The following is a 25,318-nucleotide window of genomic DNA, read 5'->3' on the forward strand; positions in this document are numbered from 1 at the left end:
GTCGTCTCCCGGTTTGCGGTTCCACAGGGGGTCCCTCGTCAGGGAATTTAAGGATAGGTCACGAATATGGCACTTGCGCGACAAAATTCGCACTTTCGATGCTGCTTCGCAGCACGTCTCTTACGACACTTTCCCACTGCCAGCATAGCCCTTCCTCATGTCACTGGCATGTCAGCAGCCCCCGTTCCTTACTGTCGGAACCGTTGGTTCATGATACAAAATGCTGCAATGCGATAACGGTGATTTTCCCGTCAATGACGGAGGCGACCCGTTGATTTGCGGTTGGCGTCTCGTCAAGGGACGGTAGAATGGCCCAATTTGCCAGCAATTCGCGCACAACAACCTGACATGCCGCAAAAGAAAACCCCGTACTTCGAGTTACGCAGCGGTGCCATCGATACCCTGCATTTCGTGGTCAAGACGCCGCAACTGGAGACGCTGCGCACCGAACTGTCGCAACGTTTCGAAGCGACCCCGGAGTTTTTTGCCGGCGACACGGTCGCCATCGACGTTCGACGCCTGACCGGCGACGAGCGCGTTGCCGTGCCCGCGTTGGCCGACATGCTGGCCGAATTCCGCATGAAGCCGATCGGGGTGGTCGCCAACGCCGAGCAAGCCGAGTGGGCGGTGGTGGAAGGACTGCCACGGCTCGACAGCCACGAGCGGCGCCTGTCGCGTCCGGCCCGGGAGAGCGAGGCGCCAGCCGAGACGGCGGTCGAGCCAGCCCAGGCGGTATCGGAACCGGTGGTGCCTGACGCCGTTGCCGTCCCTTCGACCATCATCGACAAGCCGTTGCGTTCGGGCCAGCAGGTCTACGCGAAGGGCGATCTGATCATCCTCGATTTGGTCAGTTATGGGGCCGAGGTGATCGCGGAAGGTAATATCCACATTTACGCACCGCTGCGGGGGCGGGCGCTGGCAGGCGTGAAGGGCAAGCTCGATGCTCGCATCTTCTGTACCTGCCTCGAGCCCGAGCTGATTTCCATCGCCGGTATCTACCGGACCGGTGAGCATGCACTGCCGCCTGATGTGCAGGGGCGTTCGGTGCAGGTGCGGCTGGTAGACGACAAACTGATTTTCGAGCCCCTCGGGCTCAAATGATTCGTAGCTAAATTCATCCTCAAGTTTGGGAAGGCATCGACAGATGGCAAAAGTGATTGTGGTGACCTCTGGCAAGGGTGGCGTCGGCAAGACGACGACCAGCGCCAGCTTTTCCGCCGGCCTCGCCTTGCAGGGGCACAAGACGGCAGTCATCGATTTCGACGTCGGCCTGCGCAATCTCGACCTCATCATGGGTTGCGAGCGCCGCGTCGTGTACGACCTGATCAATGTGATTCAAGGCGAAGCGAACCTCAATCAGGCGCTCATCAAGGACAAGGCCTGCGAGAACCTGTTCATCCTGCCCGCGTCGCAGACGCGCGACAAGGACGCCCTCACGCAAGCCGGCGTCGAGAAGGTCATCAAGGATCTGGCCGACATGGGATTCGAATACATCGTGTGCGATTCGCCGGCCGGTATCGAATCGGGCGCGCTGCTCGCCATGCATTTCGCCGACGAGGCGCTCGTGGTGACGAACCCCGAAGTGTCGTCGGTGCGCGATTCGGACCGCATTCTGGGCATTCTCTCGTCGAAGACGAAGCGCGCCATCGAGGGCGGCGAGCCGATCAAGGAGCACCTGCTCATCACGCGTTACAACCCGAAGCGGGTCAACGACGGTCAGATGCTGTCGCTCGACGACATTCAGGAAATCCTGCGAATCAAGCTCATCGGCGTGATTCCGGAGTCGGAGTCTGTGCTGCATGCCTCGAACCAGGGCACGCCGGCCATTCATCTCGACGGCACCGACGTGGCTGACGCGTATCGCGACGTGGTGAGCCGTTTCAAGGGCGAAGACAAGCCAATGCGCTTTACCGACTATCAAAAGCCGGGACTGTTGCAGCGTATTTTCGGCTCGAAGTAAGGAGTGCCCATGTCATTCCTGTCTTTCCTCCTGGGGGAGAAGAAAAAGACCGCTTCCGTCGCCAAAGAGCGCCTGCAGATCATTCTGGCGCACGAACGCGCGGGCTCGTCGCCGCCGGCGGACTACCTGCCGGCGTTGCAACGTGAGCTGGTCGCCGTCATCTCCAAGTACGTCAAGATCGCACAAGACGACATCAAGGTCAGCGTTGAGCACCAGGACAACCTGGAAGTGCTCGAAGTGAAGATCGAACTGCCGCAGACCTGATCGGCCCCGGCAGGCCGGCGTTGCTGCGAGCTCGCGACCTCGCGGATGCCGGCATCCGATGTGCGCATGGGCGAAAGCCCGCCACCTCCGTTCAGAGGCAGCGGGCTTTCGTCGTTCATTTGTCGCGCACCGTCACACCGATGCGATCCACCGGTGCCAGTCGTCGCCGACATCAAGTGGGCAATCAGAACTTATAGTCGGGATTTTTCGGATCGAACGTTGCGTCGGTCCACGAGGCCTTGCGCACCTTCTCGAAGCGCATTTCCTCGACCTTCTGTCCCGACGCATTCCACGCTTCGATACCGCGCGGACGACCGGTCGTCAGGTCGAGCAGCACGCGCGACTTGTACGCGTAATGTTGCGGTGGACCGGCGGGGGCGTCCCATTCCAGAGCTAGCATGCGCATGCCGTTCGATTCGGATACCGAAATTCTTGCGGGCGTCGCGGGGAGTCCCTCGGCGTGGAAGCTGCGGCCGTCGTGCGCAATTCGCTCGGCAATGAACGCGAAGCCCAGATCGCGCACGGTGTGGTTGGACTGCGAGCGCGCAAGCGGGCCGTCGATACTGCTCCAGATCGATGCGAAGCCGAAAATGCCACCGAGATGGCCGTACATCTCCTTGGGATGCTTCGTCTCGTCATAAATGATTTCCTGACCCGCGTGGGCGCCGCCCGGCAGCCATTTCGCATAGATCTGCAACGGCGTCTCGCGAATCTTCACGAGCATGCGGTCGGGCGTGGTTTGCCACTGGTCATTGATACGTTCATGACGTGTTAGCTCGTACTGGTATTCGGGCAGCGCGGCCGACTCCGTCTTCAGAAACCGCACGAGCGCGTCGGCGTGGATCGCCTGCATGCGAGCGACGATCTGGTCGTCGCTCAGCTTCGCCAACTCGCCGGACTTGATCGTGTGGGACAGCCATTGGGCTTGCGCGGCGACAGGCATGGCGGCCAGCTTGGCGACCTCGGCATCCGCGACAGCGGTGTTTGCCGTCGCGTGGGGCGTGGGCGGTGCCGCAGGGGCGGAGGACGTGACCGCCGATAGGCCTGCATCCGACGAGACGTTGCTCTGGGCGAGGGCATTCGACGCACTCAGCGCGCCGGCAACGAGCACCGTGGGTGTCAAGGCGATGGCCAGTGCGATGCGGCCGAGGCGGCCGGCGTGAAACGCGTGGTGCTTGTGCATGTTGTTCGTCTCCCTTACGCGTGACCGAGCGGCGCGCGCAGTTCGCGCCGCAGAATCTTGCCGACGGTCGACTTGGGCAGTTCGCCGTCACGGAATTCGACGATGCGCGGCACCTTGTACGCGGTCAGGTGTTCGCGGCAGTGGGCGAGCAAAATCTCGGTGGTCACCCCGGGGTCTTTTGCGACGACCACGAGCTTCACGCGCTCGCCGGCAACCGGATCGGGCACGCCGACCACCGCGGCTTCCCGAACCCCTGGGTGAAGCATCACGACGTCCTCGATTTCGTTCGGGTAGACGTTGAAACCCGACACGAGAATCATGTCCTTCTTGCGGTCGATGAGCCGTACGTAACCGCGCGCGTCCATCACACCGACGTCACCTGTCATCAGCCAGCCGTCGGCGTCGAACGTGTTGGCAGTGTCTTCCGGGCGCTGCCAATAGCCGCGCATGACTTGCGGCCCCCGCACGCATAACTCCCCCGGCTCGCCGAGATCGGCCCACGTGCCATCATCGCGCTTGAAGCGCACGTCGGTCGACGGGGCGGGCAGACCGATGGAGCCGGTGAAATCGACCTCGTCCATATGCGAGAGGTCGACCGGGTTCATCGTGACGATGGGCGAGCATTCGGTGAGGCCGTAGCCCTCGATGATCGGCTTGCCGGTGACCTGTTTCCATCGCTCGGCAATGGCACGTTGCGTTGCCATGCCACCGGCAAGCGAGAGCTTCAGCCGGGAGAAGTCGCGCGCACAGAAGTCCTGGTTCTCGAGCAGACCGTTGAACAGCGTGTTCACGCCCGTGACGCCGGTGAATGTCTCGTTGCGGATGATGTAGACGACTTTCTTCACATCGCGCGGATTTGCAATCAGGATGTTGCGCCCCCCCAGGCTCATGAACACCAGGCAGTTCACCGTGAGCGACAGGATGTGATACATGGGCAGCAGCGACAGATTCACCTCGATGTCGCCGTCGAGCTGGCCGGCGGCCCATGCCTCGGTTTGCAACAGGTTGGCCAGCACGTTCCCGTGCGTCAGCATCGCCCCCTTGGCCACGCCGGTCGTGCCCCCCGTGTATTGAAGGAAGGCGAGGTCGTCGCGCGCGAGGGGCACCGGCGCAGGCGTGTGCTTTGCGCCCTCGGCGAGCGCTCGGCGCAGCGGGATCGCCTGCGGAAGATCGTAGGGCGGCACTTGCTTCGCGATTCGCCGCATGAGGAAGTTGACGAGGCGTCCCTTGACGTTCAGGCCGGTGCCGAGCAAGTCGCCGATCTGCGTGACGAGCACGTGGCGCACCTCGGTGCCAGGGATCGCGTCCTGCACGGTTTTCGCGAAGTTCTCAAACGCGACGATCGTACGTGCGCCGCTGTCCTGCAATTGATGTTTGAGTTCGCGAACGGTGTACAGGGGATTGACGTTGACGACCACGGCCCCGGCGATCAGCGTGCCGAACAGGCCGATCGGGTACTGGAAGCAATTGGGCATCATGAGCGCCACGCGCTCTCCCTTCTGCACGCCGTGGGCTTGCAGCCACGCGGCAAAGGCATACGCCTGGCGGGCGACCTCGCCATAGGTGATTTCGCTCCCCAGACTCACGAACGCAATGCGTTCGCGGTACTTGTCGATCCATTCGTCGAACGCCTGCACCAGCGACGTGTAGCGTGTCGTATCGATGTCGGCGGGAACGCCAGGCGGGTAAGCATCTAGCCACACGCGTTCGTGCTGAACAGCTGAGTCCATCGTTGTCTCCCTTGAGGTCTTTTGGCACGGGCACCCGAGATCAGGCGGTGGCTCTGTTGGCGACTCGCCTGCTGCGGCGGGGCCGTGCTTGTGACTGCCCCTGTAACGTCGTCTGCGTTATCGTTCCAGCATGGCGACCACGCCTTGTCCGCCGGCCGCGCAAATCGAGATGAGGCCACGCCCGCCGCCACGCTCGGCGAGCTGTTTGGCGAGGGTGGCAAGCAGGCGTGCACCGGTGGCCGCGAACGGATGCCCGCAGGCAAGCGAACTGCCATTCACGTTCAGCCGCTGCCGCTCGATGGTGCCCAGCGGCGCGGCGAGGCCCAGCCGATCGCGGCAGTATTGCGGGTCTTCCCACGCTTTCAATGTGCAAAGCACCTGCGCCGCGAACGCCTCGTGAATTTCGTAGAAGTCGAAGTCCTGCAGCGTGAGGCCGGCCTGGGCGAGCATGCGTGGCACGGCGTACGCCGGCGCCATGAGCAGTCCTTCGCGCCGGGTTTCATCGGGATGAAAGAAGTCGACGGCCGCGGTTTGCGAGTACGTCAGATAAGCGAGCACGGGAATGTCGTGCGCGTGTGCCCAGTCTTCGCTCGCGAGCAGCACGCACGAGGCGCCGTCCGTCAGCGGGGTCGAGTTGCCCGCCGTGAGCGTGCCCGCGGCACTGCGATCGAACACCGGCTTGAGGGCGTTCAAGGTCTCCAGCGTGACGTCGGGGCGCAGGTTGTTGTCGCGTTGCAGGCCGCGAAACGGCGTCATCAGATCGAGGAAGAACCCGCGTTCATACGCGGCGGTCAGATGTTGATGGCTCGCGAGCGTGAGTTCGTCCTGTGCGGCGCGCTCGATTTGCCAGCGCTTGGCCATCTGCTCGCAATGCTCACCCATCGACAACCCGGTGCGTGGTTCGCCGTTACGAGGTAGCGCCGGCTTGAACAACATGCCGGGACGCGCCTTCGCTAGCGCACCGAGCTTGCCCCCAGCGCTGCGCTGTCGGTTGGCCTCCAGCAGAATCCTGCGCAGTGTCTCGTTCACGGCGATCGGGGCGTCCGAGGCGGTGTCGACCCCGCCGGCGATCGCCACGTCGATCTGGCCGAGCGCAATTTTGTTGCCGGTCAGGATGGCGGCCTCGAGGCCCGTGCCGCACGCTTGCTGAACATCGTAGGCGGGCGTTTGCGGGGCGAGCGTCGTCGACAGGACGGATTCGCGCGTCAGGTTGAAATCGCGCGCGTGTTTGAGCACGGCCCCCGCGGCGACTTCCCCCAGGCGCTGATCATGCAGCGCAAACCGGTCGACGAGTCCCTGAATCGCGGCGGTGAGCATGTCCTGATTCGACGCGGTGGCGTATGCCGTGTTGGCGCGCGCAAACGGGATGCGGTTGCCGCCGAGAATGGCAACGCGGCGCAAGGCGGGGGCCGGCGCGGTAGGCGTGAAGGCGCTCATGAAAGGTCCGAGTCGAGGGGAGAAGCCGACACGGTCGGCGCGTGTTGCCACCGTCCGCGCAGATGGGGCACCGTGCCTGCCGCGTCGCGCAATTCGAAGGCGCCGCCGCGAGCATCGCGCCAGAGCGTGACATCCCCCGGCAGCGGCAGCGGCCTTTTGAACTCCACGAGCAGATCGAGGCAGGGCGCGTCGGCCGGTAACACGGCCGCTAGGCTTCGGGCGAAGCTCCACATGCCGTGAATGATGGGGTGCGCAAAGCCGAACAGCCGGGCCGTGACCGGCCAGAGATGGATCGGGTTGTAATCGCCGGACACCCGCGCGTACTGGCGGCCAAGGTCGCCCGGCACATGCCATGCGGCGGTCTTCGCGAGCGATGGGTCGGCGCCCAACGCGGCGCGATACGGTGCGCCGAGCGGGTCGGGCACACCGGTGCGCAGGTATCCGCTCTCTCCCGACCACACGACAACCCCATCGCGTCGCGCCGTGGTGAGGACCGTAAAGACCTGTCCCTTGTCATGGGCGAACAGCGGGCCGCACCGGACATCCAGATCGAGCCGCTCTCCCGGCGTGAGCGAAGCGTGCTGACGAATGCGATTATCCAGATGCACCATGCCGAGCATGGCGAACGGAAATGCGCGGTCGGTCATCAGCAACATATGCAGCGGGAAGGCGAGCAGATGCGGCCACGTGGGTGGCACCCCGTGCGCCGCGGTGAAGCCGCACAAGCGCGCGTAACGGGCGATGGCGTCGGCGTCGAGCGTGACATTGCGTCGCGCGAATGCCAAGGGTGGGAGCCGTTGCGCGTTCGCTGGCTTGCGGGACGAGAGCAGTGCCCGCAGAAACAGCGTGTGCGGGGAGGGCAGGCGTGTGACGTCGATCGGGGCGAGCCCGGCGTCCGACGGCAACGCCTTGCCAAGCGGATCGCGAGGGCGGTCGTTGGGCATGGTCATGCACCTAGCAGGCTCTGGCCGCACACGCGCACCACCTGTCCGGTCAATGCGCCCGATGCGGGGTGCGCCAGCCAGGCAATGGCCTGCGCCACGTCGACCGGCTGGCCGCCCTGGCCGAGGGAGTTCATCCGGCGCCCGGCTTCGCGAATGGCGAACGGCACAGCGGCAGTCATCTGCGTCTCAATGAAGCCGGGAGCGACGGCATTGATGCTGATGTGGCGCTCGGCGAGCACCGGCGACCAGGCTTCGATCATGCCAATCACCGCCGCCTTCGACGCCGCGTAGTTGGTCTGCCCCCGATTTCCCGCAATGCCGCTGATCGACGCCACACCGACGATCCGGCTGTTGGCGCGCAGCACCCCAGCATCGAGCAGCGCCTGATTGATGCGTTGCGGCGCACCGACATTGATGTCGAGCACGCTCTGCCATTGCGCTTCGCTCATGCGCACGAGCGTCTTGTCGCGCGTGATGCCGGCGTTGTGCACGAGGATGTCAAGGCCGTGTGGCGCATGCGTGGCCAGATGCGCGAGCAATGTCGCCCCCGCTTCGGGCGCGGCAATGTCGCACGTGAGCGCGCTGCCGTCGAGACGCATCGCCACAGCCTCGAGCGCGCTCTGTGCTTGCGCGATGTCGACGCACACGACATGCGCGCCGTCGTGTGCCAGCACGGTGGCGATCGCTTCGCCGATGCCGCGCGCCGCGCCTGTCACAACGGCGACCTGTCCGGCGAGTGGACGATCGTCGTGAGTCGGCGGCGTTGTGAATACCGGCGCTTGCAGGGTGATGGCCTGACCGCTTACGTAGGCGGCGCGCGGCGAGAGAAAGAAGCGCAGCGTGGAGTGCAGGGCGTCCCGAGCGTGCGGCGCGACGTAGAGCAACTGCGCCGTGGCCCCGCGCTTGAGTTCCTTGGCGAGCGATCGCACGAAGCCTTCGAGCGCGCGCTGCGCCACGCTGGCCTGGGGTGTCGGTGCCAGCGCGGGCGGCACGCCCAGCACGAGCACGCGGGCGCATCGGTCGAGGCAGGCGAGGGTGTCATGGAAGAACGTATAGAGCGCGCTGAGCCCGTCGGTGCTGGCGATGGCGCTCGCATCGAACAGCAACGCCTTGGCACGTACGCCTTCGCTGGGATTGAAGCGTCCGCTCATCGTACCCGCCTGGTTGGCGTGCGAGATCCAGTCGAGTCGCTCGGCGTGCGCAAGGCTAGACATGCCGAGCCGATGCAGCTCTCGTGCGAGGTCCGGCAACAGCGGGGCGTCGCCCGCGCCGCCCACGACCGCGGGCGGTGTGGGCATGGCGCGTGGCGACGCATCGGTGTCTGCCTCGGTGCGGCTGTCGTCGCGCGACGGCATCCGCTCGAGCGGCACGGGGCGCGGTAGCCCCAGCGCATTGGCCAGGCGGCTGCCCACGGCGGAGTTGGCGAAAGCCAGATATCGGTCGGACGTCGTCACGGCGCGGAAATCCTCAGAGTGATAGGCAACGGCAGGCGGACGAGCTCACGGCGTGAGCGCTTCGTCGGCCGCTTCCTGTTGCTGGGCGTGCTGCATGTCGGCAAGGCGACCGAAGTCGGGCGGGAAATCGTCGACGGCCACGGCCCGCGCCGCAAAGTCGGCGTACTGCGCCAGCACCTGGCGCTCGCCGTCGCTCACGAGATGCAGATGCGCGGCCTGCTCCACCCACTCGGAGAATTCAGGCAGGCTTTGGGGCATCGTCGGCAGGCGGCCCTCCTTGACCGCCGTGCGCAAACGCTGCTCGATGGCGGTGACCTGCGGCGTCATCTGGAAAACGATCTCCCCGTAAGCCAGACCGTCGATTTCGGGGCGCGGCGAATAGCTGCCGGTGATGAGGCGCTCGCGCGCGTCGCCCGGCGTTTGCATCAACTCGGCGACCTGAGTGGCCAGCGCATCGGACGGTTTGGCATAGGGCAGGCCGAGCGGCATGAGTTTCCAGCGCATCCACCAGGCGACGGCGCGCGACGGATAGTTCGCAAGCACGCCTTCGAACGCCTCGCGTGCCTGCCAGAGCGCGTCCTGCGCGGCCCAGTGCACCAGTGGCAGATCGGCGGTGGGGCGGCCTTCGTCTTCGTAACGCTTGAGCGTCGCCGTCAACAGGAACAATTGAGAGAGGATGTCGCCGAGCCGCCCCGTGAGGCGCTCGCGCCGCTTGAGCGAGCCGCCGAGCACCGCCATCGAGACGTCGGATGCAATGGCGAGCAGCGTCGATAGACGATTCGCGGCGCGGTAGTACCCATGCAACTCCGGCGCGGCGTTCGACGGCACGGTGGAGAAGCGCGCATGCGTGATGCCGTGCAGGGCACCGCGCACGATGTTGCTCGTGACGAAGCTCAGATGGCCGAAGAGGGCGTCGTCGAAGGCGTGCATGGCCGCCGCTCGATCCGCCATTTGCGCGGCGCTCAGCTCCTTGAGCACATACGGATGGCAGCGGATCGCGCCCTGACCGAAGATCATCAGGCAGCGCGTCATGATGTTGGCGCCCTCCACTGTGATCGATACCGGGATCTGCTGGTAGGCGCGGGCAAGGAAGTTGTTCGGGCCCATGCAGATGCCTTTGCCCGCGACGACATCCATGCCGTCGTTGACCACTTTGCGGGCGCGTTCGGTCACGTGGTATTTCGCAATGGCGGAGATCACCGAGGGCTTCTCGCCAAGATCGACGGCGAGCGCTGCCATGCGGCGTGCGGCGTCCATCGCGTAAAGGTTGCCGGCCATGCGCGCAAGCGCCTCCTGCACCCCTTCGAACTTCCCGATCGGCGTGCGGAATTGACGCCGTACCGCCGCATAAGCCCCCGTGGCACGCACGGCAAGCTTCGAGTAGCCGACGTTCGAGGAGGGCAACGAAATTGCACGGCCCGCCGCGAGACATTCCATCAGCATGCGCCAGCCTTTGCCGACCTGTGCCTGCCCGCCGATCACCCAGTCGAGCGGAATGAAGACGTCCTTGCCGGCATTCGGGCCGTTCTGGAAGACGGCGTTCAGCGGCCAGTGGCGACGCCCGATCACCACGCCCGGATGGTGCGTGGGAATCAGTGCGCAGGTGATGCCTGGGGCGTCGTCGTCACCGAGCAGATGGTCGGGATCGAGGGCTCGGAAGGCGAGGCCGAGCACCGTCGCGATCGGCCCCAGGGTGATGTAGCGCTTGCTCCACGTGACACGGAACCCAAGCGTTTCGCGGCCCTCGTGAACGCCTCGGCAGACGATGCCGACGTCGGGGATGGCGGCGGCGTCCGAGCCCGCGTATGGGCTCGTGAGTGCGAAGCAAGGGACTTCGTCCCCCTTCGCCAGGCGCGGCAGATAGTAGTTCTTCTGGGCTTCGGTGCCATAGTGAAGCAGCAGTTCGGCGGGGCCGAGCGAGTTCGGCACCATGACCGAAACGGCGGCCGCCGAGCAACGCGAAGCGAGCTTCATCACCACTTGAGAGTGCGCGTACGCGGAGAATTCGAGGCCACCGTAGCGCTTGGGGATAATCATTCCCAGAAAGCCGGCATCCTTCGCGTATTGCCATGCGTTTGGCGGCAGGTCCTGCCAGACCTGGGTGCTTTCCCAGTCGTTGGACAGGTCGCACAGGTGTTCGACCTCGGTGTTCAGGAAGGCCTGCTCTTCGGCGGACAAGGTGGGCGCGGGCAGCGCCATGAATTTTTTCCAGTCGGGACGGCCGGAGAACAAATCCGCATCCCACCAGACGGTGCCGGCTTCGATGGCGTCTTTCTCCGTCTCGGACATCTCCGGCATGATCGTGCGGAATTTGGCGAGCAGCGGTGCGGTGATCCAAGCGCGCCGCAGCGGGCCAATGCTGAGGACCAGTGCCGGCAAGACGAAGATGACGGCGAGTAAGACGGTCGCCACCGTCCCCGTCAGCCCGCTCACCGCGCCTGCGCCCGCCCACACCACAGTCGCCAACAACCACTGCCAGGCGTGCGCACGATAAAAGAGCAGGGCGCTTACGCCCGCGACCCACGCAAGAATCCATAGAGCCATCATGCTGTCCTCCCTCTCGGTTCATCCTCCCGGCCGGGGGTGCCGTAGCACCGGTCGGGGACGCCTCAGCGTCGATTGGGCCTCGCCTCCCGATTGGCGTTCGGGCGTCTGTTCAGGTTTGGCCTTCGTGTTCGATCGTCGTCGACTGGCTCGGACCTTCTCCGGCTGTCGGTGATCGGTATTCAGGCATTGGCGAGGGAGCGGTCGTCGGCGCCGGGGATCCGAGGCGCGGCATTCGCTTCTGCGGTTGTCGTGGGCGGGGCGGCGACGTATCCGGCGTCGCGTGGCGGCGTAATGTCCGCGGCCTTCGCCAGCGCGAAGACGTCGGCGAAGCTCGCCAGTTGTTCCTCGCCCGGCATCGGCGCCCTGAGCGCCGCGACCATGAGGGCCGTGAGCCGTGCCACGACCTGCAGGTCGCCCATCGCCTGGCCTTGGGCGAACGTGTCGATCAGTCGAGCGGTGTCGCTGCTCGCGAGCACGCCGGACAGGGCCTGAAGCGCGAAGTGCAGACGCCAGCCCAGTTCCTGGCGCGGCAGCTCAGGTAACGCGCGGGCGAAGGCGTCGAAGAAGCGCTCGAAGACGGGGGCGTAATGCTGCTGCAAATAGTCCCGGATGAACGGCGACGGATCGGCGTACACCCGCCCGAGCAGGCGCAGGAACGCCGGGCCGCCGATATCGCGATGATGCGAGATGGCAAGGGCGGGGATGAACATTGCCCCCAGCACGTGTTCGCACGTGAGCTGCGGTGCCGGCCACTCGGCTTCGGCGCGCGTCAGCAGCGCGAGCCGCTCGTCGTTGAGCCGGTCGAGCCGACGCGCCAACATGGCCTGGAGCAAGGTCTCCTTGCTGCCGAAGTGATAGTTGACGGCGGCCAGGTTGACGTCGGCTCGCGACGTGATCTGACGCAAGGACATCGCTTCGTAGCCGTATTCGATGAAAAGGTCTTCTGCGGCATCGAGGATGCGTAGCTTGGTGTCGCCGACGTGCCGGCCGGCGGAAAGGCGTGGGCTCACGAAGCACCTCCAGTGTGATGCGGCGCGAGGCCGCGCCATCGGATGGAACCGATGTTTCATTCAAACGTACGAATGAATCCTAAGCCGTAAGTGGGCTTCCCCCAAGATCTTTTTCTGGACGCGATCCTCTAAAGCGTAATGCCGGCCTGTACCGACCTGTTGCGACATGCCCGGCAGGGCGGGCGGCGTCGGGAAGGCACGTGAAGGCAAAATGGTCCGATTTCCCTGATATCGGGGCGGAAAGTCTGGAGGCGGGGCAATAGTTTGCTAAAATGTTCCGCTTTGTGTTCAAAACCGTTTTGGCGCTACCCCGCATGTCGGGGGCGGAGGGAAGCCGGCGTCGCAACGTCGGTTCCGGCCCAAGGTTGATTAACTGACAGGGTCCGCTTGTGGCATTCCCTCGCCGCAACACAGAACGACCCTCTGGAAGGACGAATATCCTCATGACTATCGCTGTTGAAAACCTCGGCAAGCTCGAGCGTCGCTTTACCATCGCCCTGCCCAAGCAGGAAGTCGAAAAAGAAGTTGCGGCACGCATTCAGAAGCTGTCGAAGACGGTGCGTATGCCGGGCTTCCGCCCGGGCAAGGTGCCCCTGAAGATGGTCACCCAGCAGTACGGTGGTCAGGTCGAAGCCGAAGTCGTGAGCGACAAGGTCGGCCAGCAATTCTTCGACATCAGCAAGGAACAGGATCTGCGCGTCGCGGGTCAGCCGCGCTTCGCGCCGAAGGTCGATGCGGGCGAGGCCGAGTACGCATTCGATGCCACGTTCGAGATCTACCCGGAAGTCAAGATCGGTGACCTGGCCACGGCCGAGGTGAGCCGTACCACGACGGACGTCTCGGAAGCCGAGATCGACCGCACCATCGACATCCTGCGCAAGCAGCGCGTGCACTACCACGTGCGCGGCGAAGTCGGCGCCCACGGCGACGGCGGCTCGGTCGAAGCCAAGGACGGCGACCGCGTGACGGTCGACTTCGTTGGCAAGATCGACGGGGAAGCGTTCGCCGGCGGCAGCGCCGAAGACTTTGTGTTCGTGCTGGGCGAAGGCCGCATGCTGCCTGAGTTCGAGACGGCCACGCTGGGCCTGAAGGTGGGCGATTCGAAGGATTTCGAACTCAAGTTCCCCGACGAGTACCACGGCAAGGAAGTGGCCGGCAAGACCGCTACGTTCACCGTGACGCTGAAGAAGGTCGAGTGGGCGCACCTGCCTGAAGTCGACGGCGAGTTCGCCAAGTCGCTCGGCATCGCTGACGGCAGCATGGAAAAGATGCGCGCCGATATCAAGGAAAACCTGTCGCGCGAAGTGAAGCGTCGTACGCAGGCCTTGCTCAAGGATCAGGTGATGAACGCGCTGATCTCGGTGTCGGAGCTCGACGTGCCGAACGCATTGGTCGCACAGGACCAGGAGCGCCTGGTGGCAATGGCCCGTCAGGATTTGACGCAACGCGGCGTGCCGAACGCCGGCAACGTGCCGATTCCGGCGGAAATGTTCAAGGAGCAAGCCGAGCGTCGCGTGAAGCTGGGTCTGATTCTGGCCGAGCTGGTCAAGCAGAATGACCTGCAAGCCAAGCCGGAGCAAATCAAGGCCGAAGTCGAAGAGTTCGCGAAGAGCTACGAAGACCCGCAAGAAGTCGTCCGCTGGTACTATGGCGATCAGCAGCGCATGGCGGAAATGGAAGGTTTCGTCGTCGAGAACAACGTGGTCGAATTCGTCCTGGGTAAGGCCAAGGTGACCGACAAGCAGGTCAGTTTCGAAGAGCTGGCCGGCAACTCGCAAGCCTGATCGAACGCGACACGACCGATTGAACCGCCGCGGCCGCAATGCCGTGGCGGTTCTTTTCCAAATGGCCTCCGGGCCTCCTCCCTGCGGCGCGCAAAACCATCTCGATAGAAGGGTCGAACCGATATGATTACCCGTTCCGAATTGCTCGCCCAACTCGCCTCCCCGACGTACAACTCCGCACTCGAGACGCAAGGCCTTGGCCTCGTGCCGATGGTCGTCGAGCAAAGTGGTCGTGGCGAGCGCGCTTACGATATTTACTCGCGACTCCTCAAGGAGCGCATCATTTTCCTGGTGGGCGAGGTCAACGACCAGAGCGCCAACCTCGTCGTCGCACAGTTGCTGTTCCTCGAGAGCGAAAATCCGGACAAGGAAATCTCGATGTACATCAATTCGCCGGGCGGTTCCGTCTCGGCGGGCCTGGCGATTTACGACACGATGAAGTTCGTCAAGCCGGCGGTCTCGACGCTGTGCCTGGGCATGGCGGCGAGCATGGGCGCATTTCTGCTGGCGGCCGGTGAGAAGGGCAAGCGCTTCGCGCTGCCGAACGCGCGCATCATGATTCACCAACCGCTGGGCGGCGCTCGCGGTCAGGCGTCGGACATCGAGATCCACGCCAGGGAAATCCTGCTGCTCAAGGATCGGTTGAATCGACTGTTGGCCGACAACACCGGCCAGTCGCTCGAGGTCATCGCGCGCGACACCGATCGCGACAACTTCAAGTCGGCGGCCGATGCCGTCGAGTATGGGTTGATCGACCGCGTGCTCGAAAAGCGTCCCTGATTCGGTTTCGAGTTCGAGAGCGCGCAACGACAAAAGGTTGGCGCGACACCGGGCGGTGTCGTTTTTGAAAGCCAGGTGTTCGTGCCAAGTCTTTGTCGTAAAAGGGAAATTATTACCGATGCGGCTGGGTCACACGCTCGCACGGCATGGCGTTACAATGGGATTCACGTATGCCGCGTTTGCCGCCCCCGGCGGGGGACGACCGGGGCGCAAATTGCTAGCAGGCTGACACAGATATGGTGGATAAAAAAAGCACTTCCAACGGCGAAAAGCTGCTCTACTGCTCGTTCTGCGGAAAGAGTCAGCACGAGGTCAAGAAGCTCATCGCGGGGCCGTCGGTCTTCATTTGCGACGAGTGCATCGATCTGTGCAATGAGATTATCCGCGACGAGGCCGCTGCGGCCGAAGACGAGAGCGGCAGCGGCGGCAAGTCCGATCTGCCGTCGCCGCTGGAAATTCGCGAGAGTCTCGATCAGTATGTGATCGGTCAGGACCGTGCCAAGAAGATTCTGGCCGTGGCGGTCTACAACCATTACAAGCGACTGAAGCACCTCGGCGACAAGCGCGACGAAGTCGAACTCGCCAAGAGCAACATCCTGCTCATCGGGCCGACCGGCTCGGGCAAGACATTGCTCGCGCAAACGCTCGCCCGCCTGCTCAACGTGCCCTTCGTGATTGCCGACGCCACCACGCTGACCGAAGCCGGTTACGTGGGGGAAGACGTCGAAAACATCATCCAGAAGCTGCTGCAGAACTGCAATTACGAGATCGAGCAGGCGCAGAAGGGCATCGTCTATATTGATGAAATCGACAAGATCAGCCGCAAGTCGGACAATCCGTCGATTACGCGCGACGTGTCGGGCGAGGGCGTGCAGCAGGCGCTGCTCAAGCTGGTCGAAGGCACGATGGCGTCGGTGCCGCCGCAAGGCGGTCGCAAGCACCCGAACCAGGATTTCATCCAGGTCGACACGACGAACATCCTGTTCATCTGCGGCGGAGCGTTCGATGGTCTCGAGAAGATCATCATGAACCGTACCGAGAAGACAGGCATCGGATTCGGTGCAACGGTCAAGACCGGTGAAGAGCGCGACGCCAGCGAGTTGCTGCGTGACGTCGAGCCGGAAGATCTGATCAAGTTTGGCCTGATTCCGGAGCTGATCGGTCGTCTGCCGGTGGTTGCCACGCTGGGCAAGCTTGACGAGGACGCGCTGGTGACGATCCTCGTCGAGCCCAAGAACGCGCTGGTCAAGCAATATCAGCGCTTGTTCCTGATGGAAGGCGTGGAACTGGAGATTCGGCCGGCCGCGATGCACGCGGTGGCGCGCAAGGCCATCAAGCGCAAGACGGGCGCGCGCGGCTTGCGCTCGATCATCGAGCAGGCCTTGCTCGAAGTGATGTACGAGCTCCCGTCGCTAAAGGGCGTCACCAAGGTGATCCTCGACGAAAACGCGATCAGCGGCGACGGAAAACCGCTTTTGATTTACCAGGAGTCGCCCAAGGTTGCCGGCTCCAATTGAACGGTCAACTCAGCGCTACCCGAAGCCGTTCATGGAAACATGGACGGCTTTTTTTCCTTCATACTAGTGCCGCGGGCAATGAAACCCCGAGCGGTGCAACTTACCGGCGAAAGGGCTGTTCCACTCCCCCTTGTAATTCCCGTCGGCGGCCTCAATTAGCTGGAACACAACGGTATCGTTAAATATGGGGAACGAGATGTCAGGCACCCAAATCCTCCCGCCCGAAGCGATTCAACTGCCCCTGTTGCCTTTGCGCGACGTGGTCGTGTTTCCGCACATGGTGATTCCCCTTTTCGTGGGGCGTCCAAAATCGATTAAAGCGCTTGAAACCGCCATGGAAGGCGGCAAGCACATCATGCTCGTCGCCCAGAAGGCGGCGGCCAAGGATGAGCCCACGTCGAAGGATCTCTACGAGATCGGCTGCGTGGCGAACATTCTGCAAATGCTCAAATTGCCCGATGGCACCGTCAAGGTGCTCGTCGAAGGGATTCAGCGCGCCCGCACCCTGAGTGTGGACGAAGAGGAAACCCAGTTCACGTCGGAAGTGATGCCGCTCGAACCGGACGACGGCAACTCGCCGGAATCCGAGGCGCTGCGCCGCGCGATCGTGGCCCAGTTCGATCAGTATGTGAAGCTCAACAAGAAGATTCCGCCGGAGATCCTGACGTCGCTCTCGGGTATCGACGAGGCGGGTCGTCTGGCGGACACGATCGCCGCCCACCTGCCGCTCAAGCTGGAGCAGAAACAGAACATCCTGGAAATGTTCCCGGTCATCGAGCGTCTCGAGCACCTGCTCGCGCAGCTCGAGAGCGAGATCGACATTCTTCAGGTGGAAAAGCGTATCCGTGGCCGCGTGAAGCGCCAGATGGAGAAGAGCCAGCGCGAGTACTACCTGAACGAACAGGTCAAGGCGATCCAGAAGGAGTTGGGCGAGGGTGAAGAAGGCGCGGATCTCGAAGAGCTCGAGAAGCGGATCAAGGCCGCGCATCTGCCCAAGGAAGCCAAGAAGAAGGCTGACGCCGAACTCAAGAAGCTCAAGCTGATGTCGCCGATGTCGGCCGAGGCGACCGTCGTGCGTAACTATATCGACACGCTGGTCGGTCTGCCGTGGCGCAAGAAGAGCAAGGTCAACAACGACCTGTCGAACGCCGAGAAGGTGCTCGACGAGGATCACTTCGGCCTGGAGAAGGTCAAGGAACGCATCCTTGAGTATCTTGCCGTGCAACAGCGCGTCGAGAAGGTCAAGGCACCGATCCTGTGCCTGGTGGGGCCCCCCGGTGTGGGCAAGACCTCGCTCGGTCAGTCGATCGCGCGTGCGACGAACCGCAAGTTCGTGCGCATGGCGTTGGGCGGCGTGCGTGACGAGGCCGAGATTCGCGGTCACCGTCGTACGTATATCGGGTCGATGCCGGGCAAAATCCTGCAGAGTCTGTCGAAGGTGGCCGTACGCAATCCGCTGTTCCTGCTCGACGAAGTGGACAAGATGGGCATGGATTTTCGCGGGGATCCGAGTTCGGCGCTGCTCGAAGTGCTCGACCCCGAGCAGAACCACACGTTCTCGGACCATTACGTCGAAGTCGACTTCGATCTGTCGGACGTGATGTTCGTGGCCACGTCGAACTCGCTGAACATTCCGGCGCCGCTGCTCGACCGTATGGAAGTGATTCGCCTGTCGGGCTACACGGAAGACGAGAAGGTCAACATTGCCCAGCGTTATCTGCTGCCCAAGCAGAAGAAGAACAACGGGCTGAAGGAAGGCGAGATCGATCTGGCCGAAGCGGCGATTCGCGACATCATCCGCTACTACACGCGCGAAGCGGGTGTGCGTTCGCTCGAGCGTGAGATCTCGAAGATCTGCCGTAAGGTCGTGAAGATGCTGTTGCTCAAGAAGGTTGACGGTACGTCGATCAAGGTCGATGCGGGCAATCTCGACAACTTCCTGGGCGTGCGCAAGTTTGACTTCGGTCTGGCCATGAAGGAAAACCAGATCGGTCAGGTCACGGGTCTGGCGTGGACGGAAGTGGGCGGCGATCTGCTGACCATCGAAGCCGCGTTGATGCCGGGCAAGGGCAACATCATTCGGACGGGTTCGCTCGGCGACGTGATGAAGGAGTCGGTCGAGGCCGCGCGCTCTGTCGTGCGTTCGCGTGCGCGCCGCCTCGGGGTGACGGATGAGCAGTTCGAGAAGAAGGACATCCACATCCACGTGCCGGAAGGGGCGACGCCTAAGGATGGTCCGTCTGCCGGTATCGCCATGACGACGGCGCTGGTCTCGGTGCTCACCGGTATTCCGGTGCGTGCGAATGTGGCGATGACCGGTGAGATCACGCTGCGCGGTGAAGTGTTGCCGATCGGCGGTCTCAAGGAGAAGTTGCTGGCGGCTCACCGTGGTGGCATCAAGCTCGTGTTGATTCCGGAGGAGAACGTGAAGGATCTCGCAGAGATTCCGGATACGGTCAAGAACGCGCTGGAGATCGTGCCGGTGCGCTGGATCGACAAGGTGCTTGAGCTGGCGTTGGAGCATGCACCGACGCCGCTGCCCGAGGAAGAGGCGAAGGCCGCGCCTGTCACGCCGAATGCGGATGCCAGCGGCAAGCAGGAAGTCATCAAGCACTGACGATAATTTTTCGTGTAGTGGGCAACGGGCGGATTGGCCGCTGATCGCTACGCGGGAAGTGCGTAAATAGCCCGGGGGTTTCCCCGGGCTTTTTTTTGTTCAGGCGATGCGCTCGAAAATGACACCGGGGAAGCGCAGATTCAGGAGTGCTTCCTAAGCCGCCCAAAGGGCGCAAAACGGCTTGACATCAGGGTTTCCGGCTTGTCTAATGGCAAAGCCGACGGACCTAGCAGATCAAAGTCAAGGCGCGCAAAGAGCGCCTCCGCGGCTCAATCGCCTACTATCCTTGCAAGGGGGTTACAGTGAACAAGACGGAACTGATCGATCATATCGCGGGTGAAGCAGACATCTCGAAAGCGGCTGCCGGTCGGGCACTTGAAGCATTGGTGGGCGCGGTAAAAAAATCGCTGAAGAAGGGAGACAGCGTGACGTTGGTCGGCTTCGGCACCTTCCTCGTGGCCAAGCGTGCGGCGCGTACCGGACGCAATCCGCGCACGGGGGCCGCGATCAAGATCAAGGCAGCGAAGGTTCCGAAATTTCGCCCTGGCAAAGTATTGAAAGATACGTTAAACTGATCAGCTTCCCTGTTTCGGCGGGGAGTTGCAGCAAGAACAACACTTGAATCGGGAACGGGTGCTTAGCTCAGTTGGTAGAGCGGCGCCCTTACAAGGCGTAGGTCGGGGGTTCGAGCCCCTCAGCACCCACCAGTTCCAGATCTTGGGGAGCGGTAGTTCAGTTGGTTAGAATACCGGCCTGTCACGCCGGGGGTCGCGGGTTCGAGCCCCGTCCGCTCCGCCAAATTGTGAAAAGGCGAACTTCGGTTCGCCTTTTTTGCCATATGGCGTCTTAAGACGCATCCAGACGACTATTCCGATTTCGTATGTTCGACTTCATCCGCCGTCATCAACGATTGGTTCTCATCTTCCTGACGGTGTTGATCGTGCCGTCGTTCGTGGTGTTTGGCGTACATGGCTGGCAGGAATACGCCGCAGACGCCAGCACCATCGCCAAGGTCGGCGATCAAACCGTGACACGTCAGGAATACGACAGTGTGCTTCGCGCGCAGACCGAGCGCATGCAACAGATGTTTGGCGGCGCTGTCGATCCCAACCAGATCAACACCCCCGAAATGCGCGCCGCGGTGCTGGATAACCTGATCCAGCAGAAGCTGCTCACGCAGGAAACGCTCAAGAAGAATCTCTCGGTGCCCGATGCCCAGGTGCGTGAGGCGCTGCTCGCCATTCCGGCGATTGCGCAGTTGCGCCGCCCGGATGGTTCCATCGATGAAGCGAAGTACGCGCAATTGCTTTCTGCGCAAAACCTCACGCCGCAGCGCCTTGAAGCGCAAATTCGCTTCGAGCTGGCGTCGAACCAATTGCCGTCGAGCGTGCAGGCGAGCGCCATGCTGCCGAAGACGGTGCTCGAACGCTTCGCGCAACTGCGTGCTCAACAGCGTGACGTCTCGGTGCTGACCTTCCCGGTCACGGACTACGCCGGCAAGATCGTACCGACGCAGCCGCAGATTCAGGCGTATTACGATGCGCACAAGGCCGCCTTCCAGACGCCCGAATCGGCTGAGATCCAGTATGTCGTGCTCGACCCGAAGGCCATGCCGGCTTCGGCACAGACGCCCGCGAGCGATGACGTGCTGCGCAAGATGTACCAGGACAACCTGAAGCAATACACCACGCCGGAGCAGCGCCGCGCATCGCACATCCTGATCGCGTCGCCCGCCGACGCATCGCCGGCCGATCACGCCAAGGCGAAGGCGAAGGCCGACGCGCTGCTCGCCGAGATCAAGAAGCATCCGGATGATTTTGCCAAGCTGGCCAGCGCCGATTCGGAAGACCCGGGCTCGAAGGCCAACGGCGGCGATCTGGGCTTCTTCGCACGCGACGCAATGGTCAAGCCGTTTGCCGATGCCACGTTCGCGCTCAAGCACGAGGGTGACGTGAGCGATGTCGTGAAGAGCGATTTCGGTTATCACATCATCAAGCTGACCGGCATCAAGCCCGAGCAGACCAAGTCGTTCGATGAAGTGAAGGCGCAGCTTGCCGATCAGTATCGACAGCAGGAGTCGGCGAAGGCCTATGCGAAGTTGGCCGACCAGTTCACCAACGCCGTGTACGAACAACCCGACAGCGTGCAGCCGGCGGCCGACAAGCTCAACCTGAAGGTGCAGACGGCCACGGTCACGCGGACGCCGGATCCGTCGCAGGCGAAACTCCCGATCGGCAATGAGAAGTTACTCAAGGCCGTGTTTGGCGACGAAGCGCTCAAGAACAAGCGCAACACCGAGGCGGTGGATGTGGGTCAGGGCGTACTGGTGTCGGCGCACGTGGTGACTTATCACCCGGCCGCCACGCCGCCGCTCGCGCAGATCGAGGCGCAAGTCAAAGAGAAGGTCGTGGCCGATCTGGCCGAGCAGGCAGCGACGACGGCCGGCCAGGCCAAGCTCGAAGCGCTCAAGAAGGGGGGCGACGCCGAATTCGGCGCTGCGCAAACCGTATCGCGAGACAACCCTGGCAAGCTGCCGGCGACGGCCCTGGGGGCAATCTTCAGTGCCGATACGACCCGGTTGCCGGCGTATGTCGGTGTCGCGTTGGGCGAAGGTCAGGGCTACGCCGTGTATCGCATCGGCAAGGTCACGCAGCCGGCCGAGCAGGACGCGCAGCATCTTGCCGCCGAGGCGCAGCAACTCAACCAACTGGCGGCGCAGGCCGAATGGAACGCCTGGCTGGGCGACCTGCGTGCGCGCTCGAAGGTGAAGATCGTGAACGATGTCACCAAGTCGGGGGCCTGAATGGGCGGCCGGCACCATCGCTGAATGAAACGAGAAACGCGGCCAACCGGCCGCGTTTTTTATGTGCCGGACGTCTTCGGCGTTCGTGGTTGCGCGGGGCGCGAGGGCGCCTTGCCGGCGGGCTTGAGAAGTGGTTTGACCGTCGGCCAGACATTCTGCAGGATTTGCGGGTGCGCCTTGGCCAGAGGGTGAATCTGATCCTGCTGGAACCAGTCGGGGTGTTCAATGACACCCGCCAACAGGAACGGCACGTAGCCCGTTTTTTCCTGCTTGGCCACCAGCGAAAACATCGTGAAGAACTGCTCGCTGTAGTCGAGCCCGTAGTTAGGCGGAATGCGCATGCCGACGACGATCACACGGCTGCCTGCCTTGCGTGCCGCGCCGATCATCTCGCGCAGATTGCTGCGTGTGAGGTCGAGTGAAATGCCGCGCAGCGCGTCGTTGCCGCCGAGTTCCAGGATCGTGATGGCGGGATGATAGCGTTCGAGCAGCGGCGCGAGGCGCGCGCGTCCGCCGCTCGTCGTGTCGCCGCTGATGCTCGCGTTCACGACGTTATAATCAAACCCGCTTCGCGTGATCGTCTGCTGCATCAGATTGACCCAGCCGGTGCCGCGCGCGATGCCATATTCCGCCGAAAGGCTGTCGCCGACGACCAAAATCGTTGGCGTCCCCGAACTTGCCGCGTGCGCCGCGGTCCCTGACAGCATGCACCCGCCTACGAGGGCGGAGGCGGCCATTTTCAAGAACTCTCTTCTAACCATGTCGTTTTCCGAAAACGTGATTGAGGTGCGGGGGCTGGGCAAACGGTTGCGCGACGCGACCGGCGAGCTGGTCATTCTGCAGGATATCGATGTCAGTGTCGCCAAAGGTCAAAGCGTGGCCATCGTCGGCGCGTCGGGGTCCGGCAAGTCTACGTTGCTAGGCCTGATGGCGGGGCTCGACACGGCAAGCGACGGCAGTATCACGCTGCTGGGCAAGTCGCTCGGCGATCTCGACGAAGAGGGCCGGGCCGCGTTGCGACGCGGTGCCGTCGGTTTCGTCTTTCAATCGTTTCAACTGATGCCGCACCTCACCGCGCTCGAGAACGTGATGCTGCCGCTCGAGTTGCTGGGTGAGACATGCGACGTGCGCGATCGTGCCATCAAGTTGCTTGATCAAGTGGGGCTGGGCTCGCGTCTGGCGCATTATCCGAAGCAGCTCTCCGGCGGCGAACAGCAGCGCGTGGCGCTGGCGCGTGCTTTCGTCACCGAACCCGCCATACTGTTTGCCGACGAACCGACGGGCAGTCTGGACACGGCGACGGGGGAGCGCGTGATTGACCTGATGTTCTCGCTCAACAAGGCGCGTGGCGCAACGCTGGTGCTCGTGACACATGATCAGGCGATCGCGCAGCGTTGCGACACGACAGTGCAACTCGCCGGCGGACGAAGGATCGATGGCCCGTCGGACGCACGAGACGCAGGGTCGAAAACGCCGCAGTGATGTTGCCGCGGCGATCGCGCGTTTCAGTGCTTGCGTTTCAGGGCGTCGCCTGCAAGGCGAATCAACGACGTGGTCGAGGCGTCGTGCGCGTCGGGCGTGAGCAAGTCCGGATCGGCGAGTTCGGGCTCGATGGCGCGGCTCAGCGTCTTGCCCAGTTCAACCCCCCACTGGTCGAACGGATTGATGTTCCAGATGGCGGCCTGCACGAACACCTTGTGCTCATAGAGCGCGATCAGCGCACCCAGGCGCTCGGGCGACAATTGATCGATCACGAGCGTGTTGCTCGGACGATTGCCGTCGAAGCGGCGTTGTGCGCCCAGCGGTCCTCCAGCTTGTTCCGCCGTGGCCATCGAGCCGCCTTGCAGCAACGCTTCGCTTTGCGCGAAGCAATTGGCGAGCAGCTTGCGGTGATGATCGAGATAGGCGGGCGCATCGTATTGCGGATTCAGGACGGCGATGAAGTCCACCGGCACCAGCGTGGTGCCCTGGTGCAACATCTGAAAGTAGGCATGCTGACCGTTCGTGCCTGGCTCGCCCCATAGGATCGGCGCGGTTTGCCACGAGACAGGCGTCCCGTCGAGCTGCACCGACTTGCCATTGCTCTCCATGTCCAACTGCTGCAGATACGGCGGCAGTTTCTGCAAGGCGTCGGTATACGGCGCGATGGAAATCGTCTGGGCGTCGAAGAAATTCCGGTACCAGATGCCGAGCAGGCCAAGCAGCACCGGCATGTTGGACTCGAGTGGCGCACTGCGAAAGTGTTCGTCCATGGCATGCGCACCGGCGAGCAACGCGTCGAAATGCTGCGGGCCGAGATAGAGCATGATGATGAGCCCGATCGACGACCACAGCGAATACCGCCCGCCGACCCACTCGCCAAACTCGAACACGTTCTCGCGGTGAATGCCGAAGCGCATCGCTTCCTCGGCATTCGTCGACACCGCCACGAAGTGCTTGCCGAGTTCGCCCTCAGGAATGCCATGCGCGACCAACCAGGCGCGAATCGTGCGCGCGTTGGTCATGGTTTCGAGCGTGGTGAAGGTCTTCGAGCACACCACGACGAGCGTGGTTTCGGGGTCGAGCGAGGGCAGCGTGCGTGCCAGTTCGGTGGGATCGATGTTGGCGATGAAGTGCGCGCTCAGATCTCGCCGCCCGTAGACGGCTAGCGCGTCGCACACCATGCGCGGACCCAGGTCCGATCCGCCGATCCCGACATTGATGAGATGTCGAATGGGCTTGCCCGTCGCACCGACCCAGCGCCCGTCGCGCACGCTTTCACTGAAAGCACGCATGCGCGAGAGGGTCTCGCGCACCCCGCGGCTGACGTCGCCGGCCGCGTCGCGAAAGGTCATGTTCTGCGGTGCGCGCAGCGCAACGTGCAACGCCGCGCGGTTTTCCGTGATGTTGACGGCGTCTCCGGCCCACATCGCATCGCGCTTGGCCGGCAGGCCGCACTCGCGCGCGAGTTGTGCCAGCAGCGCGCGTGTTGTGCCGGTAATGCGGTTCTTCGAGTAATCGAGATACAGACCGGCCGCACGCAATGAGAATTGTTCGACGCGTGCGTGGGCGCCGGTGCTCGCGAACCAGTCGCGCATGTGCTGCGCGGCAATGTCGTCGCGGTGCGTGAGCAGGGTACGCCAGGCAGGGAGTTGATCCAGACGAGTGGAAGGCGCGGATGGCTTGTACGGCATGTGCGATAAGGACATTTCGATAAAGCGGAGTATAACGGGAGTCGTCGCGAAATCACGCGGAAATGCGACGGCGAGCGACCGTCTTGAGGGCCCGCATCCACGTCACGCGCGATGT

At 63.2% G+C, this 25,318-nt stretch carries 19 protein-coding genes and 2 tRNA genes; 12 read left to right on the forward strand and 9 right to left on the reverse strand.

What is annotated here, in order from left to right; genetic code table 11:
* Window positions 1-348 precede the first annotated feature (348 nt).
* Genes minC through minE form a run of 3 tightly spaced genes read left to right on the forward strand, consistent with a single transcriptional unit; the run spans window position 349 to window position 2,224 of the window.
* On the forward strand, window positions 349-1,101 hold the full coding sequence (gene minC, locus PCE31106_RS07705) for a septum site-determining protein MinC (protein ID WP_017234162.1): 753 nt from the start codon (window positions 349-351) through the stop codon (window positions 1,099-1,101).
* A gap of 43 nt (window positions 1,102-1,144) precedes the next feature.
* A complete protein-coding gene (minD, locus tag PCE31106_RS07710; protein WP_017234161.1) occupies window positions 1,145-1,960 on the forward strand; it encodes a septum site-determining protein MinD in 816 nt (271 codons plus the stop codon).
* 9 nt (window positions 1,961-1,969) lie between these two features.
* Window positions 1,970-2,224, forward strand: coding sequence for a cell division topological specificity factor MinE (gene minE / locus PCE31106_RS07715; protein ID WP_017234160.1), 255 nt, complete (start codon window positions 1,970-1,972; stop codon window positions 2,222-2,224).
* A 184-nt stretch (window positions 2,225-2,408) separates the two neighbouring features.
* On the opposite strand, the gene PCE31106_RS07720 is transcribed toward minE, so the two are convergent.
* From PCE31106_RS07720 to PCE31106_RS07750, 7 genes are all read right to left on the reverse strand, one after another.
* Window positions 2,409-3,407 carry a DUF1571 domain-containing protein gene (locus tag PCE31106_RS07720; protein ID WP_150562928.1) on the reverse strand — a complete coding sequence of 333 codons (999 nt, stop codon included), beginning with the start codon at window positions 3,405-3,407 and terminating at the stop codon, window positions 2,409-2,411.
* Between the two features lie 14 nt (window positions 3,408-3,421).
* Entirely contained in the window at window positions 3,422-5,137 is a 1,716-nt protein-coding gene (locus PCE31106_RS07725) for an AMP-binding protein (protein ID WP_150562929.1), read from the reverse strand.
* A 117-nt stretch (window positions 5,138-5,254) separates the two neighbouring features.
* Window positions 5,255-6,574: an acetyl-CoA C-acetyltransferase gene (locus PCE31106_RS07730; RefSeq protein WP_150562930.1), complete on the reverse strand. Its 1,320-nt coding sequence runs from the start codon at window positions 6,572-6,574 to the stop codon at window positions 5,255-5,257.
* The gene (locus PCE31106_RS07735) at window positions 6,571-7,518 is read right to left on the reverse strand and encodes a MaoC/PaaZ C-terminal domain-containing protein (protein WP_150562931.1); all 948 of its coding nucleotides are present in this window, start codon (window positions 7,516-7,518) and stop codon (window positions 6,571-6,573) included. Before PCE31106_RS07735 ends, PCE31106_RS07730 begins: the two co-directional genes overlap by 4 nt.
* A gap of 2 nt (window positions 7,519-7,520) precedes the next feature.
* Window positions 7,521-8,972: a 3-oxoacyl-ACP reductase gene (locus PCE31106_RS07740; protein ID WP_150562932.1), complete on the reverse strand. Its 1,452-nt coding sequence runs from the start codon at window positions 8,970-8,972 to the stop codon at window positions 7,521-7,523.
* 45 nt (window positions 8,973-9,017) lie between these two features.
* A complete protein-coding gene (locus PCE31106_RS07745) occupies window positions 9,018-11,516 on the reverse strand; it encodes an acyl-CoA dehydrogenase (protein ID WP_437343804.1) in 2,499 nt (832 codons plus the stop codon).
* A gap of 182 nt (window positions 11,517-11,698) precedes the next feature.
* The gene (locus tag PCE31106_RS07750; RefSeq protein WP_051060198.1) at window positions 11,699-12,568 is read right to left on the reverse strand and encodes a TetR/AcrR family transcriptional regulator; all 870 of its coding nucleotides are present in this window, start codon (window positions 12,566-12,568) and stop codon (window positions 11,699-11,701) included.
* 404 nt (window positions 12,569-12,972) lie between these two features.
* Here PCE31106_RS07750 and tig point away from each other — a divergent pair, with 404 nt between their 5' ends.
* The 8 genes from tig (at window position 12,973) to PCE31106_RS07790 (ending at window position 22,030) form a co-directional block, all read left to right on the forward strand.
* Window positions 12,973-14,313, forward strand: a complete 1,341-nt coding sequence (gene tig / locus PCE31106_RS07755; protein ID WP_017234152.1) for a trigger factor — start codon at window positions 12,973-12,975, stop codon at window positions 14,311-14,313.
* Between the two features lie 126 nt (window positions 14,314-14,439).
* Window positions 14,440-15,093 carry an ATP-dependent Clp endopeptidase proteolytic subunit ClpP gene (gene clpP / locus PCE31106_RS07760; RefSeq protein WP_026131988.1) on the forward strand — a complete coding sequence of 218 codons (654 nt, stop codon included), beginning with the start codon at window positions 14,440-14,442 and terminating at the stop codon, window positions 15,091-15,093.
* Between the two features lie 236 nt (window positions 15,094-15,329).
* Window positions 15,330-16,610, forward strand: a complete 1,281-nt coding sequence (gene clpX / locus PCE31106_RS07765) for an ATP-dependent Clp protease ATP-binding subunit ClpX (RefSeq protein WP_017234150.1) — start codon at window positions 15,330-15,332, stop codon at window positions 16,608-16,610.
* A 196-nt stretch (window positions 16,611-16,806) separates the two neighbouring features.
* Window positions 16,807-19,227, forward strand: a complete 2,421-nt coding sequence (gene lon / locus PCE31106_RS07770; protein WP_026131987.1) for an endopeptidase La — start codon at window positions 16,807-16,809, stop codon at window positions 19,225-19,227.
* A 302-nt stretch (window positions 19,228-19,529) separates the two neighbouring features.
* Complete coding sequence (locus PCE31106_RS07775; RefSeq protein ID WP_017234148.1) at window positions 19,530-19,802, forward strand: HU family DNA-binding protein; 273 nt, start codon at window positions 19,530-19,532, stop codon at window positions 19,800-19,802.
* Between the two features lie 56 nt (window positions 19,803-19,858).
* A tRNA-Val gene (locus PCE31106_RS07780) sits at window positions 19,859-19,934 on the forward strand.
* Window positions 19,935-19,948: 14 nt separating this feature from the next.
* Window positions 19,949-20,025, forward strand: a tRNA-Asp gene (locus PCE31106_RS07785).
* A gap of 82 nt (window positions 20,026-20,107) precedes the next feature.
* Window positions 20,108-22,030 carry a SurA N-terminal domain-containing protein gene (locus tag PCE31106_RS07790; RefSeq protein ID WP_150562934.1) on the forward strand — a complete coding sequence of 641 codons (1,923 nt, stop codon included), beginning with the start codon at window positions 20,108-20,110 and terminating at the stop codon, window positions 22,028-22,030.
* 59 nt (window positions 22,031-22,089) lie between these two features.
* Here PCE31106_RS07790 and PCE31106_RS07795 read toward each other — a convergent pair whose 3' ends face one another.
* Window positions 22,090-22,737 carry an arylesterase gene (locus PCE31106_RS07795; protein WP_017234146.1) on the reverse strand — a complete coding sequence of 216 codons (648 nt, stop codon included), beginning with the start codon at window positions 22,735-22,737 and terminating at the stop codon, window positions 22,090-22,092.
* Window positions 22,738-22,789: 52 nt separating this feature from the next.
* Here PCE31106_RS07795 and PCE31106_RS07800 point away from each other — a divergent pair, with 52 nt between their 5' ends.
* Entirely contained in the window at window positions 22,790-23,512 is a 723-nt protein-coding gene (locus PCE31106_RS07800; protein WP_150562935.1) for an ABC transporter ATP-binding protein, read from the forward strand.
* A gap of 23 nt (window positions 23,513-23,535) precedes the next feature.
* On the opposite strand, the gene pgi is transcribed toward PCE31106_RS07800, so the two are convergent.
* Window positions 23,536-25,218: a glucose-6-phosphate isomerase gene (gene pgi / locus PCE31106_RS07805; protein ID WP_254440945.1), complete on the reverse strand. Its 1,683-nt coding sequence runs from the start codon at window positions 25,216-25,218 to the stop codon at window positions 23,536-23,538.
* Window positions 25,219-25,318 lie beyond the last annotated feature (100 nt).

Source organism: Pandoraea cepalis (assembly GCF_902459665.1).
GTDB lineage: Bacteria > Pseudomonadota > Gammaproteobacteria > Burkholderiales > Burkholderiaceae > Pandoraea > Pandoraea cepalis.

What these genes read in the sequence shown, in the direction of transcription:
- minC (WP_017234162.1), top strand. Translation starts at nt 349, where the DNA reads ATGCCGCAAAAGAAAACCCCGTACTTCGAGTTACGCAGCGGTGCCATC.
- minD (WP_017234161.1), top strand. Translation starts at nt 1,145, where the DNA reads ATGGCAAAAGTGATTGTGGTGACCTCTGGCAAGGGTGGCGTCGGCAAG.
- minE (WP_017234160.1), top strand. Translation starts at nt 1,970, where the DNA reads ATGTCATTCCTGTCTTTCCTCCTGGGGGAGAAGAAAAAGACCGCTTCC.
- PCE31106_RS07720 (WP_150562928.1), bottom strand. Translation starts at nt 3,407, where the DNA reads ATGCACAAGCACCACGCGTTTCACGCCGGCCGCCTCGGCCGCATCGCA.
- PCE31106_RS07725 (WP_150562929.1), bottom strand. Translation starts at nt 5,137, where the DNA reads ATGGACTCAGCTGTTCAGCACGAACGCGTGTGGCTAGATGCTTACCCG.
- PCE31106_RS07730 (WP_150562930.1), bottom strand. Translation starts at nt 6,574, where the DNA reads ATGAGCGCCTTCACGCCTACCGCGCCGGCCCCCGCCTTGCGCCGCGTT.
- PCE31106_RS07735 (WP_150562931.1), bottom strand. Translation starts at nt 7,518, where the DNA reads ATGCCCAACGACCGCCCTCGCGATCCGCTTGGCAAGGCGTTGCCGTCG.
- PCE31106_RS07745 (WP_437343804.1), bottom strand. Translation starts at nt 11,516, where the DNA reads ATGGCTCTATGGATTCTTGCGTGGGTCGCGGGCGTAAGCGCCCTGCTC.
- PCE31106_RS07750 (WP_051060198.1), bottom strand. Translation starts at nt 12,568, where the DNA reads ATGGCGCGGCCTCGCGCCGCATCACACTGGAGGTGCTTCGTGAGCCCA.
- tig (WP_017234152.1), top strand. Translation starts at nt 12,973, where the DNA reads ATGACTATCGCTGTTGAAAACCTCGGCAAGCTCGAGCGTCGCTTTACC.
- clpX (WP_017234150.1), top strand. Translation starts at nt 15,330, where the DNA reads ATGGTGGATAAAAAAAGCACTTCCAACGGCGAAAAGCTGCTCTACTGC.
- lon (WP_026131987.1), top strand. Translation starts at nt 16,807, where the DNA reads ATGTCAGGCACCCAAATCCTCCCGCCCGAAGCGATTCAACTGCCCCTG.
- PCE31106_RS07790 (WP_150562934.1), top strand. Translation starts at nt 20,108, where the DNA reads ATGTTCGACTTCATCCGCCGTCATCAACGATTGGTTCTCATCTTCCTG.
- PCE31106_RS07795 (WP_017234146.1), bottom strand. Translation starts at nt 22,737, where the DNA reads ATGCTGTCAGGGACCGCGGCGCACGCGGCAAGTTCGGGGACGCCAACG.
- PCE31106_RS07800 (WP_150562935.1), top strand. Translation starts at nt 22,790, where the DNA reads ATGTCGTTTTCCGAAAACGTGATTGAGGTGCGGGGGCTGGGCAAACGG.
- pgi (WP_254440945.1), bottom strand. Translation starts at nt 25,218, where the DNA reads ATGTCCTTATCGCACATGCCGTACAAGCCATCCGCGCCTTCCACTCGT.